The sequence below is a fragment of the Chlorogloea sp. CCALA 695 genome (genome assembly GCF_003003885.1).
Classification (GTDB): domain Bacteria; phylum Cyanobacteriota; class Cyanobacteriia; order Cyanobacteriales; family Chroococcidiopsidaceae; genus Aliterella.
Window position 1 is genome coordinate 1 of record NZ_PVWN01000085.1, and the last position, 13132, is coordinate 13132.

The 13132-nt window shown below is 43.8% G+C and carries 11 protein-coding genes and 2 pseudogenes; 5 read left to right on the forward strand and 8 right to left on the reverse strand.

Annotation, left to right across the window (positions count from 1 at the left end; genetic code table 11):
* Positions 1 to 196: pseudogene (locus C7B70_RS23380) on the forward strand (IS630 family transposase); the annotation flags it as partial.
* Positions 197 to 429: 233 nt separating this feature from the next.
* On the opposite strand, the pseudogene C7B70_RS23385 reads toward C7B70_RS23380, so the two are convergent.
* Positions 430 to 1571, reverse strand: a pseudogene (locus tag C7B70_RS23385) (ISAs1 family transposase).
* 147 nt (positions 1572 to 1718) lie between these two features.
* Here C7B70_RS23385 and C7B70_RS26620 point away from each other — a divergent pair.
* Positions 1719 to 1868 (forward strand): hypothetical protein, encoded by a 150-nt coding sequence (locus tag C7B70_RS26620; protein ID WP_158260573.1) that lies wholly within the window; start codon positions 1719 to 1721, stop codon positions 1866 to 1868.
* 193 nt (positions 1869 to 2061) lie between these two features.
* On the opposite strand, the gene C7B70_RS23395 is transcribed toward C7B70_RS26620, so the two are convergent.
* Together C7B70_RS23395 and C7B70_RS23400 are read right to left on the reverse strand one after the other, a co-directional pair.
* Entirely contained in the window at positions 2062 to 2844 is a 783-nt protein-coding gene (locus tag C7B70_RS23395; protein WP_106371339.1) for a Crp/Fnr family transcriptional regulator, read from the reverse strand.
* A 35-nt stretch (positions 2845 to 2879) separates the two neighbouring features.
* On the reverse strand, positions 2880 to 3260 hold the full coding sequence (locus C7B70_RS23400; protein ID WP_106371340.1) for a Crp/Fnr family transcriptional regulator: 381 nt from the start codon (positions 3258 to 3260) through the stop codon (positions 2880 to 2882).
* A 330-nt stretch (positions 3261 to 3590) separates the two neighbouring features.
* On the opposite strand from C7B70_RS23400, the gene C7B70_RS23405 reads away from it, so the two are divergent.
* Entirely contained in the window at positions 3591 to 3770 is a 180-nt protein-coding gene (locus tag C7B70_RS23405; protein ID WP_106371341.1) for a hypothetical protein, read from the forward strand.
* 340 nt (positions 3771 to 4110) lie between these two features.
* Here C7B70_RS23405 and C7B70_RS23410 read toward each other — a convergent pair whose 3' ends face one another.
* The 5 genes from C7B70_RS23410 to C7B70_RS23425 form a co-directional block, all read right to left on the reverse strand.
* On the reverse strand, positions 4111 to 4686 hold the full coding sequence (locus tag C7B70_RS23410; RefSeq protein ID WP_158260574.1) for a hypothetical protein: 576 nt from the start codon (positions 4684 to 4686) through the stop codon (positions 4111 to 4113).
* Between the two features lie 159 nt (positions 4687 to 4845).
* Positions 4846 to 5334, reverse strand: a complete 489-nt coding sequence (locus C7B70_RS28055; RefSeq protein WP_233221079.1) for a hypothetical protein — start codon at positions 5332 to 5334, stop codon at positions 4846 to 4848.
* 21 nt (positions 5335 to 5355) lie between these two features.
* The gene (locus tag C7B70_RS23415; protein WP_233221082.1) at positions 5356 to 6906 is read right to left on the reverse strand and encodes a hypothetical protein; all 1551 of its coding nucleotides are present in this window, start codon (positions 6904 to 6906) and stop codon (positions 5356 to 5358) included.
* 317 nt (positions 6907 to 7223) lie between these two features.
* Entirely contained in the window at positions 7224 to 7703 is a 480-nt protein-coding gene (locus tag C7B70_RS23420) for a DUF4383 domain-containing protein (RefSeq protein WP_106371346.1), read from the reverse strand.
* A 602-nt stretch (positions 7704 to 8305) separates the two neighbouring features.
* Positions 8306 to 8869, reverse strand: a complete 564-nt coding sequence (locus C7B70_RS23425) for an HdeD family acid-resistance protein (protein ID WP_106371343.1) — start codon at positions 8867 to 8869, stop codon at positions 8306 to 8308.
* A 504-nt stretch (positions 8870 to 9373) separates the two neighbouring features.
* Here C7B70_RS23425 and C7B70_RS23430 point away from each other — a divergent pair.
* Both C7B70_RS23430 and C7B70_RS23435 read left to right on the forward strand, forming a co-directional pair.
* Positions 9374 to 12502 (forward strand): PAS domain-containing protein, encoded by a 3129-nt coding sequence (locus tag C7B70_RS23430; RefSeq protein ID WP_106371344.1) that lies wholly within the window; start codon positions 9374 to 9376, stop codon positions 12500 to 12502.
* Between the two features lie 100 nt (positions 12503 to 12602).
* The gene (locus tag C7B70_RS23435) at positions 12603 to 12932 is read left to right on the forward strand and encodes a response regulator (protein WP_106371345.1); all 330 of its coding nucleotides are present in this window, start codon (positions 12603 to 12605) and stop codon (positions 12930 to 12932) included.
* Positions 12933 to 13132: the final 200 nt, after the last annotated feature.

A 13132-nucleotide genomic window follows, 5' to 3' on the forward strand; every position in this document is an offset into this window, starting at 1 on the left:
TTTACCTACTTATAGCCCAGACTTTAATTTAGTTGAATTAGTATGGCATTCCTGCAAAGAGTTCATTGCCCATTGCTTATTTCAGTCTGGACAAGAACTTAAAGAACTCTTAAAGAGATTACTTAATAATGGCGAACTGTCGATTAACTGGAATAAAAGTATTCGTAATAAGGGAAACAAAGTTATGGCGAACTAAATGTCTGTTAGCTTAGGATGTGTCCCTCATCAGAAATCACTTGTAGGCGACACTTGTACTTGTAGTCATTGGAAGCAGGAAAATTAGTTGCAGAGACCTCGGTTAAGTGAATGGTTCGTTGCTCGTCATACATAGCTGAACGAAGGGGAGCGCGTGAGATGAACGTTCTTATCGTATTACAAAAACCTACGTAACAATCTATTGTACCCGTATAACAGGGCAACCGCATAAAATCATTGGGTGAGAATTTTGACGAGATAAGCCTGATCCCATCCTGCTCTTTTGCGCTTGGCAGCAATGCCTCGCCCAGTAGATTTATCCTGACCCAAAAGATTCAGGGCAATATGACGTAGCAACGCCATGTTTTGAGCGGCATAGCCAGAACGAATACGACAATTATCCTCACGAAAAGACACATCCAGCAAAGGAGGTTCTGCGGGGGAAGCTTCCCTCGCAGACACTCCGCCCCAATGCAAGGAGTTTTCAATCTTCCAATGGTCACGCACGGCTTGGGCAATTTCCGAGGCATTGCCAGGTCTACTGCTGATAAAATAGCGAGTTTGTGTACTGACACGTCCACCAAGGCGACGTTCACTATGCACCATTGCTACACTTTGCAAGCCTGTCCACAGTGGCTTTTGGGTAAGATAGGTCAAGTCACTAAGCGTCCAACACTGACGTATTTCAATCCGCCCATGTCCCTTGTCAACGGTTTGGATGAAATCATGGGTAATGCCTGCAAATTCTACCGATTGAGCTTGGTTGAATAACCACTGTACATCCTCAAATAAACTTCCTTGGTTGCCTTTTAGCGCTAGAACATAATCCGCTTGTTGCAGGGCAATGGCAGTGGCAATTTCTTTCTGACAGCTCATTGCATCTATCGTTACGATGCAGCCAGAGAGTGCCAGTGCCAATAGTCACGTTCAGGTATGGCGCTAATTTCGTTTGATTTGTTCTTAACTTGGCACTGTCCCAAGACGAGACGATTGCGGCAAGCCCAAGCACTAACCAAATGAATTGCTGCTTCCTCCTTGCTCTTGTCGTAGGAACGCCGCTATTTTTTACCGTCTATGCCCACATTGTCCCCTGCCACTCGATTACTGATGGCTTTGACCCAGCTTCCAAAGCACTCTTGAAGTTGTTGCTCTTCAAGTCTAGCAAACACCCGTGCAAAGGCATCGGCGCACGGTATGCCATTAGGCAAAGGCAAAAATGTACTCAACCACTCTTGTTTTGCCCTCTCGTATTCTGCTATGTCTTCCCACCCTTTGGCTCCACTGAGAACAGCACAGATGGAAATAGTAATGATATCTAGCAGTAAATGCTCTTTGCCCCGGTTATCTCTTGGGTCTTCTAAACTTGCAAAGTGCATTAAAATGCTGGCATCCAATACCTGTCCCTGGCTCACGGCGCTACTCCAACTTTTTTACAATAGCCTAGCCTACGCCATATTTTTTATGCGGTTGCCCTGACTGTAGTGGATTTGATTCTAAACAAAAAGTTCGCTCAAGATAATTTTATGTCATCTGATGATGAGACAGACATAACCCAAGCCGAGTTAAAACAGTTATGGTCGGGAGAGGTTCCGCCCTTGATCCCAGAACAAATAGATATAGAGCTTCAACTATGGCGGAAAATCAAGGCTCGAAGAGAGCAAGAACAAAAATAAGTATTTTAACTCGGTGAGGAATAGAGCCGGGAGTCATTAAAAGTATCTATAACTAAGCTCCTGCTCTACAGCATTAAGAAGGCTTTTTGTTTCTATCGATTGCAAGTAGCGATAGGAGCAAGTTAAGCATACTATTTGACTCCGGTACAAGAGAAGTAGGAGTTGCGCCACAAAACCTGAACGCTATTCCAAGTCAATGGGGATGCTCAACTTGTCCATTTACCTGCGGCTGAACTATCTGAGTAAATAGACCGTTGCCGTTGCTGTTACTATCCTTCGACTTTTGGGCAGTATCTTTGAATAAGCGCTCAAACTCTTGAGTGACTATCCCATAACATTCACAGGAAGTAGCTTCTAACCTAGAGCGATCACAGATAGTCATTTTGCCACGACTGTAGCGGATTAGTCCCGTCTGTTGCAGAATGGTGGCAACTCCGCTTACCGTTGGACGTTGCACACCCAGCATTTGAGCGAGGAATTCTTGGGTAAGTAAAAAAGAATCTGACTGCACGCGGTCTTGGCATATTAACAACCAGCGACAGCAGCGCTGTTCTGCCGAGTGCAGGGAGTTGCAGGCGACCGTTTGGGAGATTAAGTTCATCAATGCTAGAGTGTAGCGTAGCAGCAGGTTGTGAAACTGGCTACCATTTGGGACAGCGCCCTTGAATACATCTGCCTTCATCCGCACCGCATTCCCAGCGACCTGCACAATCGCCTGACCGATCATTTCATTGCCTCCCAGTAATATAGGGATACCGACCATCCCTTCATTACCCACCGTCGCCGCTTCAACTATGCCGCCGTTTTGGGTGACGTTGACTAGAGAAATAATGCCATCGGTGGGAAAATAGACGTACTCAATGAGTTGGTTGGGCGCGTAGATGATTTGCTTCAAAGGTAGGGAAACTGCTTCTAAATTCGGCAGCAAGCGTTTGTATTCTTCTTTAGATAAGGCGGATAAAAGTTTGTTTTTCATCGGATGCTTGGCATTGGTGAGACATTGGGTAGAAGTCAAAATTGCAGTGGGCAACCCCAGTAGACTTCGGCTTTGAACACTTCTGCCTTCATCCGCAGACCATCGCCAGGAATTTGGACAATAACCTGAAGCGGAATTTGAGTTGTTCCTAGCAATAGGGGAACGTCAACCATTCCTTCTTTACCTATGGTAGCCGCTTCAATGGTTTGACCATCTTCCATCAAGTTGAGCATAGAGGAAGCACCACTGTTAGGGAAATAGGCATACTCAATCGGTTCGTTGGCTTCGTAAAGGACTTGCTTAATAGACAGGGAAACTGGTTCAAGGTTAGGTAGGAGACGTTCATACTCCTGTTGGGGCAAAGCAGCTATTAACTCATTGCCAACCGGGTTACGGGAACTTGAATATATAGACATAAGGAGCCTCATTGAACTGGTGTTGCTAAAAGCAAACAACCAACGGCATCGGTGAGGACTCTTGACGCAGGGTGAATTTTTTAGTACAAAGCTATGTAAGCTTTCTTACAGAATAACAAACTGGATCGAGAATTTTCAGCACGCTAACGTACAGACGCTTTTGCGCACAATCCTGTAAGACTATTCAGCATAAATAAGTATCGTGGACGCTTGACAAAGAGTAAAAGAGGGTACGTTAACGGACAGACGAATACTTGTTAAAAGCATTATTGTTGTCAAAGTAGGAGCAATGCGGAAACGATAGTTGCGTATTGACTAGGGAGAACAATTATGCAGAAAGATATTCAAAACCAATATATTTCCCGGCGAACTGAGGTATTAATTAAATTACTGCTGTTAGGAAAGTTTGACTTGGGCGAGGTCGCTATGATAACAGGTATCTCCCAGCAATTGCTACAAAATTATCTTAGTACCAAGTATATGAGTGAGTATCAACAAGTAGGTTTTTAAAGTTAAGACAAGGGCAAGCTATTCAGTGGCTCTTGCTAGTTCTGGGTTTGGTAGATAAGTAATAATAGTAGGCTAAAGAATAGATAAAACCCATAAATAAGTAATTACTTTATAAAAGAGATGCTGAAAACCCTGCGTTGCGATAGCCCAGGGATGAAAGCTGGTAGTAGGATTTATCCTACCTTGAATATTTGATATTCCCGTATATTTGTGATGTAGTTATGTCAGGTTAAGTGACATAAGATGTTAGTATTTGAGGCAAAGTTAAGAGGGACAGACGTACAGTACAAAGTGCTAGACGAAGCGTTGCGTACTGCCCGTTTTGTGCGTAATAGCTGCCTCAAAACCTAGAGTAAATTAATTTGCAAAATTCAATAAATTCCTCTTTGTCCATGCTATTTTTAGCTAAATTAGCTTTTTCAGAAATCCACTCTACGTTATCTAAATCTTCTTTAAGTTCTGGATGATTTTTTCTAGACAAGATATGGTCTAAATGGGCATTAATACCAAGCGTTAGTTTTTCCCCTGTGTAAATACAAAAGGGATTTAACTCAAACTTTTCAATAAGAATTTGAACAGTTTGTAAATCTGCTCGTCCAAGACTTGCTTTAGCTATATCTACAACATAATGTTTTTTGCAAACATTCCTGTTTTTCAACGCATCTTCTTTGCAAACTACGCATTTACCCGATCCCCTTCTACTTGCCCTGAACTGCAAATTTAATGCAGTCATTCTTGTGTTATTTTGTCTCTGCCAAGCTTTACTAGATGTATTGCTACACTCTTTGCAATAAGCCCTAACACCGCTCGGTTTCGATCTATCTTTCCAGTATGATGTAATAGGCAATTCTATTTTACAAGAAGAACATATTTTTGTTTCAGTAATCATAGGACTGATGTACGCATCAATTAACATAACTAAATCCTATCACGGGACCTACGCCTCTGGAGAGACTGACCAATACTTGGGTGAGGAAACTCCTCCAAGCAAGTCAACTCGTGGAAAGAGGAAGCCCAAAGAGTAATCTTTGGAATCCCCGTCTTTTTAGAGCGGGGAGGATGTCAAAGAATACTATCAATTTTCACTAGGTAGAATTTCTGGCTGATCATCCAAACTGAGGAGGAATTGAATTAAAGCTGTCTGTTCTTGAGTGGTAAAACCTGCTTCTGCATCTACCCAATAAGCGTGTCCTCTACCGTCTACATTCGATTTTTGCAAATCTCGATTGGCTTGGTTAGCTGCAATCATTGATTCACGCAAATTACGATCGACTAACAGCCGTAAACTTGCTTGTGGATCGGGTAAAATATTTTGCATTAATGTACCAGCCATACCAAGCTCATTAGGATTTGCCACCACAAATTGTCCATCCTGTTCTTGCTTTAATGCTGAAGCACTAGCAGCTACGCCACCATCATGTAAATAAGGTGCAGTTAGATACAACCCAATCAAACTTGGTACTTTATAACCGCCTGCTGGATTGTTTATGCCAAAAGCTAACTGTTGCGCTTTTTGTGGCGTAATATCTGTAGAGACTTCTAACACCGGAGGATTAGACGGCAAGGGAACAGAGACACTATTGGGCTAGGTTTGGGGTGTGGTGAAGTTTTTAGTAAATGGTGCTAAGGTAGGGGCGCGTGAGGGTTGAGTCCCAATCTCGTTTTGAGCAATAACATCATGATTAGTAAAGTAGCGTCCGCTATGACACTCTATGCAGCCAGCACGAGTAAATACAGCCGCCCCCTTTTCTAAAGAACCAACATCACTAACTTGAATGGGTGGTGGAGCCAGAGTATTTTGCCAAGCAGACATCGCGTTAAGCTGCTCGCCAACGGGAAAGCCAGGGGAAGATGCCATTAAACCATCTAACATAAACGGCGAACCTTTGGGATATCCAGGCATCCGAATCACTTTATTAATTGCAGGTTCTCCTGGAGTGGGATCGATTATGTCGAAAAATTCTGATGGTTTAGATTCTTCAGGTAATCTAAAAGCTGGATTTGCGGCATTTTGAAGGATTGTGCCTAAATAGGTTTCCTTATCAATTCCTAATAATGTTTGACTCGCATCAGCGCTATTTGTCCCGTCTGAATTAGTGGCGTGGACGTTGCTATTTAAAGTAGTTAAACCGTGAAACCAACCAATTGCTGAATGACCGCTCCAACCGTAAGGCCAAGCATCAAAAGTATAAGAAGATGGAATTTGTGAGGGATTGTTTACGAGAGTGCCAGTAGAATCAAAGTTTCCAGGCGACCAAGTTAGTAGTTTTGCATCGACTGCATCTTCTAAAGCTTTAGCATCTGGTAAGCGGGACTTTTCACCATTAGCGTTAATGTAAGTATGCTTTCCTGCTGAAATTTGAGTAGGATTAATATCTGTTTGACGAAACATGGCTGCGGAATTAGTGGCAAATGCCAGAACCAAACCCGTATTAACGTCATTATTTGGTGCGCCTTCCAAGATTTTTCCAGTTTTATTATCAATTGTGGCGTGGCATAAAGCACAGGTAATACCAAATCTCAACTTACCTTTGGTGAAGCTGGCACGCATACCTAATGGGACGAAAGAATTTGCAGGTACGTCTAATCCTGTATTTAATAGTGTGCCAGCTTTAAAAGTGCGATCGCCAACTGTCACATCTTCATTTACGGGAATTTGGAGATTGGTTGTATGCTTGTTACCGAGTTTAGCGATCGCCTGACCTACAGTTATAATATTGATAGGGCTGTTCAGCGCTCCAACTACATCAGCTTGGAAAATTTCATTACCAAAAGTTTCTGAGTAAAAAGCATCCCGCCCCAGCTTTAAAGTTTCATTCGTAACTGCAAACGCGCCATTTTCCGGGGATAGTTGTTTGCGTCCCTCTTCTGTATCTAGTAGAGGGGTTGCTTGTTGCTGATTAATCGCGTATCCCAAAACATCATAAGAACCAACTTCTTGAGGTGCAGCCTGTGTTACAAGGGTAAAAGTCTTATCTAAACTAGGAGTTTTACCTAAAACAATTTCTAGTCTGTAGGTTAAGAAACTAACCAAAATAGCTATAAATAGCACTATGCCAATAGCCCGCCATCTATTTTTTTGACGCTCCACTTTTGGAGGACTAGAATCTATGGTGATACCTGGGTTAGTTTTCATAGTTTTGATGTTAGAAATGAAACATTTACCTTGAAACTGCTACATCCAAGCGGGTTGCTATGGAGAAAGTTAGGCAGAACAACAATCATTTTTTAGTAACTCAAAAATCAATTTACTTTAAGTTTTCTGTGATTAGTTTCTACTTTTAACAATTGAATAGTTGAGAGACAGTAAGCGGTAAAGTCCTCCCTGCTAGCCCGAACCAGAGTAGCTGTCATCGTGTCTAGCAAGGAGGAAAATTGTTGTTTTGTCTTCCGGTGTTCGTGTCAATTAGCAACTACCTACTGATTTGGTAGCTTATTTTATAGACGAAGATATCAAATATTCCGTGAGACACTGACACCCATGACTTTAGCTGGTATAACAATACCGTAGTAGGCAGCAGAAATTGCCGCTAATGCATTGAGCAAAACATTAGTGCCAAACAGTGGCATTAAGCCAAAAAAGGTCTTGGTCAACGGCAACAATCCCATAACAGCCAGCAAGGCATAACTAACTGCAAAACTACGATTAAATAAGCGTGCAGTAGTATCATTGTTGTAACAAGTAATTCCTAACAAGCCTACGGCGCAGCGAACAAGATTATGTAAGAAGTTGGTGGGAATTGCACCGAAAATATAACCGAAACCCGCAGAATAAGCACCCACGGCTTCATCAAGTGGAATGTAAGATTCGTTTGTTCCTGGTAATGAAATGAAACTTGGTATAAATCCAGCTATCCCTAAAAGCAAATAAATAATCCCGATACCCAAAGCAAGGTAACGCTCTGTCATTTTTGCCGTGTTGATATTTTCCATCGCCATCAATCCTTATAATCCTTTCAATTGGTCTTGAGAATTTAAGGTTATAAATAATAAACTTTTTTCTTCTCTATCAAAAGTTTTATTGTTAAAGTCAACCTTGTACATCTATAGTTCTGAATTTAACTTTCAAAAATTGTATTTTTTGAACCATTTGTGAATTTATCAAAGGATTACAATTACTTCCCTATTATCTACATAGGTAGCAATTTAGCAGAATCATAGATGTGAATTTTATTCCTACTGTATTTCTCTAAACCACTATTGGCATTGCGTACAATTTCCTACACAAGTGAGAAATTAAGAAACAGCGTTTTTGACTAAATAATGAAGTTTCCGTTCGTCAAACTTGAGACTTTATTTTCTTCATATACCACTACTAAAACCCTAGCAAACTTACAGCCCTATCTTTTTATATATCGCTAAAATAGCTGCTCTAGTTAAACAAAAGATTTAGCACTTGTATGAGTGCTAAATCTTTAAACTTAAAGCCAATTGTAATTAGTTAATTTAGCTTTGGGTAACTTTAATAACTACTTTAATCAATTAGTTTTGCTCGTATCCAAGTAAATATGACAATTGAGCTAAACGTTTTAGATTTAAGTAGTTTGGTCAGAACTATTAAAGCTAGAACTTCTATTTAATGACAGCATCACCCGTGAAATGCCAGTGGAAAGAACACTGACACCAACTAAAGTCCCGATCAGCCAAGGAGCATCATTGGGCCACTGAAACCAAATAATTCCGCCTAGCAATAGGGTAATGATACCGTCACCCAGCACCCAAGTCCAGTTTTGTTGCGGACGTAACCGGAATGCTAGGATTAGCTCAAACACGCCTTCAGTTAACAAAAAGCTACCAAGCAACAGGGTCAGTGTTAAAACACCCTTCAAAGGGGAAAAAAACAGCATTGCGCCTGTCGCAATATAGAGGATGCTTAATAACAGCTTCCAAACAAAGCCTTCAGAGTTGCGGGTTTGAAATGCGTAGCCCAGCTTGGCTGCTCCTGCTGAAATCAAGATCAAAGCAAACCAAGTTTCAGCGAAGATCGTCGAGACTGCTGGTTGAAAAATCGCCACAATTCCTAAAATAATCAAGAGAACACCAATCAACAGCGCCCCATTGATACCCTTGTTGCTCTGCGTAGAAATATCGGTGGTCATATAAATCTTTTTCCTTAGCTTGGAGTGAACTATATGCTTACGTTAGAAAATTTTTCAACAACTAAGTAGCACCCTAAGATAGACCCTGCCTTGATAAGAAAACGAAAATTTTTGGGGATCTGACCGACAATTCAACAAAAATTTTCCAAGTTAATCATTCCAATGACCTGGGAAAAACATTTAACATGGCTTTGGGTTAGTGATTTAATTTAATCTGTAATTTTTGAAACTTTTGATAAACAATTTCCATAATTAGTTCAATTAGTTACTCCTTGGGTGCTATTTAGCACTTTATCTGGTAGCGATTACATTAGGAGCCACTTTGTTGCCGATGCCGTGGCTCTATCCATTTATAATACTTCTATTGCTGGTTGCAGTTATCGCTCCTGAGCCGTGCTGATTGTGTAAGCCAGTCAGCACGGCTCGTTGGAAGTAGTAGCAGCTTAAGCACTCCTTGCGGAGCATTATACTTTTCATTACCTAAGTTCCAGCAAAAAGCAAATAATGTCAACACTCCAGTTTCTCTTACTCGAAGACAAGTCCTTTGAATCTGAGGCGATACAAGCCATGCTGACAGATGGCGGGATTGACTATGAACTGTTGAGGGTTGACACTCGCACCGACTTTATAACAGAACTCAAAACTCAGGTATTTGACCTAATTTTGGCAGCTTATGCGTTGCCCGATTTTGATGGCATCGCTGCATTGGAAACTGCCCGTAACCTGCGCCCTGAAACTCCATTTATTTTTGTCTCTGCCAGCTTAGGCGAAGAATTGGCGATCGAAGCGCTAAAAAGAGGAGCAACAGATTATGTGCTCAAGCAGAGGTTAGAGAGGCTAGTTCCGTGCGTGCAAAGAGCATTACGAGAGGCAAAAGAACGAAGCGATCGCCAATGGGCAGAAGCTGCCCTGCACCAAAACGAAGCCCGCCTGCGTGCAGTTGCAGCGAACTTGCCGAATGCGGCGGTCTTTCTAGTGGATACCAATTTACGCTATGTGCTGGCAGAGGGCTTGGCGCTGGCAGGGGCAGGCATGACCTCTGAGGATTTGGTGGGCAAAACCCTCTGGTCAGCACTCGATCCCGCTTTAGCAAACCGCTACGAACCTTACTACCGTCAGGCGCTGGGCGGCGAGCCGTTTCAATTTGAGCATAACAGCCACGATTGCCATTACATCTCTCATGGCACCCCACTATATAACAATCAAGGGGAAGTGGATGCCGTGCTGGTTGTGTCTTACGACATCAGCGATCGCAAGCGCGTCGAAGACGAACGCAAGCAGGCTGAGGCAGCCCAACGCGAAGGAGAAGAACGTTATCGTACCTTGTTTGAGTCGATTGACGAAGGTTTTTGCGTGGTTGAAGTGCTGTTTGATCCGGCTGGAACGCCTTGCGATCACCGCATCTTGCGAGCGAACCCGGCTTTCGAGCGGCAGACTGGCATTACCAACCCGGAAGGCAAAACGGCGAGTGAACTAGCACCCGGAATTGAGCAATATTGGAACGACCTTTACGCGCAGGTCGTTAATACGGGTGAGTCAATTCGGATTGAAAACCGCTCAGATGCCTTTGATCGCTGGTTTGATGTATTGGTGTCGCCCGTTGGCGATGGAGCGATGCACCAGGTGGCGATCGTGTTCTCGGATGTCAGCGATCGCAAACGAGCGGAAAACACGCAGCGGCAGACCTCTGCCGAACTTGAACGACAACTGCGAAAGCTTGACGCGATCGCAGCTTCCGTCCCCGATTTTATTTACACCTTCGATTTGTCAGGACGATTCACTTACATCAGTCAATCGTTGCTCGATCTCTGGCAAAAAATATCGGCTGAAGCAATGGGCAAAAACTTTTTTGAGTTAGATTACCCCGAAGATTTAGCGGCTCGACTGCAAAATCAGATTCAGCAAGTGATCGAGACGCGCCAACCGCTTAAAGATGAAACGCCTTACACGAGTGCGGTTGGAACCAGAGCCTACGAGTATATTTTCGTGCCGATGTTTGATGCGACTGGCTCCGTCGAGGCAGTCGCAGGAGTGACGCGAGATATCACCGATCGCAAACAAACAGAAGCAGCCCTCCGCGACAGCGAGGAGCGGTTCCGTACCCTGGCAGATAATATGTCTCAATTCGCCTGGATGACCGACGAGAATGGTTGGATCTTCTGGTACAACCGTCGCTGGTTTGACTACACAAGGACGACCCTAGAGGAAATGCAGGGCTGGGGCTGGCAAAAAGTTCATCACCCCGATCATGTTGATCGCGTGGTTGAGCATTTTCGCAGATGCCTTGAAACGGGCGAGGAGTGGGAGGACACGTTTCCACTGCGGAGCAAAGACGGCACGTATCGCTGGTTTTTGTCTCGCGCCATCCCAATTCGAGATCAGCAAGGACGCATTCTCCGCTGGTTTGGCACAAACACAGATATTAGTGATCGCGTTCAAATTGAGCGCGATCGTGAACAGATATTACAACAAGAACAAGCCGCACGAGAAGAAGCCGAACGCGCCAATCGCATCAAAGATGAATTTTTGGCAGTGCTGTCCCATGAACTGAGATCCCCCCTCAATCCGATTTTGGGCTGGACGCGGTTGCTACAAAACGGCAAGCTGGATGAAGCCCGCAGAGCAGAAGCCTTAAAAACGATCGAGCGTAATGCCAGATTGCAATCGCAATTGATCGAAGACTTGCTCGACATCTCCCGCATCATGCAGGGCAAATTGACATTGAATGCGGCTCCCGTCAGTCTGTCGTTTGTGATTTCTGCGGCGCTCGAAACGGTACGCCTGGCAGCAGAAGCGAAAAATATTCGATTCGCGCTCGATCTTGACTCGGAGATCACTCCAATTTCTGGTGATGCTGCCCGATTGCAGCAGGTGGTGTGGAACTTACTCACCAATGCGGTGAAATTCACACCCAATGGTGGACAAGTAACGGTTGAACTAACGCACGCCAAGCAACTAGCTCAGATTCGGGTGATTGATACAGGAATTGGGATCAAGGCGCAGTTCTTGCCCTATGTCTTTGAGTATTTTCGGCAAGAGGATGGCTCGACGACGCGCAGATTTGGTGGCTTGGGGCTGGGCCTTGCGATCGTGCGGCAAATTGTAGAAATGCACGGCGGTACAGTAACGGCAGAGAGCCAAGGAGAGAATCAAGGCGCAACCTTCATTGTGCAATTGCCGCTCGCTTTGCAGGCAGCGCCGTTCGTGCCTGAGCAAACCATAGCCCCAGCAGATACAGCAGCACCTTTAGACAATAGGCAAATTTTGCTCGTGGATGACGATACTGATACCCGTGAGTTTCAGGCATTTCTGCTAGAACAGAGCGGAGCAGATGTAACAGCCGTTGCCTCTGGTTTGGAGGCATTGCAAGCAATGGATAAACTTATTCCAGATGTAATTGTCAGCGACATCGGTATGGCACAGATGGATGGCTATATGCTAATCGGGCTTCTTCGGTTGCGTCCAGCCGAGCGGGGAGGAAAGATTCCGGCGATCGCTCTTACCGCCTATGCCGCAGAAGTTGACCAACAAAAAGCACTTCAGGCAGGATTCCAGACTTTCCTTACTAAACCTGTGGAGCCAGAAAGTCTGATAAAGGCAATCATAAATCTGTTTGAACATAACCAACAATAGGTAGAAAAATCTCTCTATCGTTAGAGTAAGCAAGTCAATGAAACTAGGATAATTAAGAAAAAGTTAGTCAAAAAACTTAACTGTCTTCTGTCATTAATTAATGATTGATTCGCCTGCTGAAATTGCCACACCGATAGATCGCATTTTGGTCGTTGACGATCTTCCTGATAATTACTTTTTACTGCAAACAGTTCTAGAGAGTGAAGGATATATTGTTGAAGTTGCCGATAGCGGTTGCACAGCACTAGAGAGCATTGCATCCCATCCTCCAGACCCCGTATTACTCGATGTGATGATGCCAGAGATGAACGGGTTTGAAGTTACTCGTCGCTTGCGGCAAAATCCTTCTCTCCCTTTTATTCCGATCCTCTTAGTCATGGGCTACAGCGAACCCACACCTGCGGATGGATTTGATATAGAACTCATTTGATATCTTGTTAGGCTGCGGTTAAGCGCTTGAGCATCAGTCTGATAAAGCAGAGGTTGAGTTTTGCTCTAGCATTGTCCAAAGTACGCTTCTTCGTTTTTTACCAAACTTTTGCAACGTTCTACTCAGGCATTTGAGCGTTCAACGACCCATCGGGTGGCGACAGGAACAAATCCAGATTTGCCCTGAGCAGCCTTTTCAGC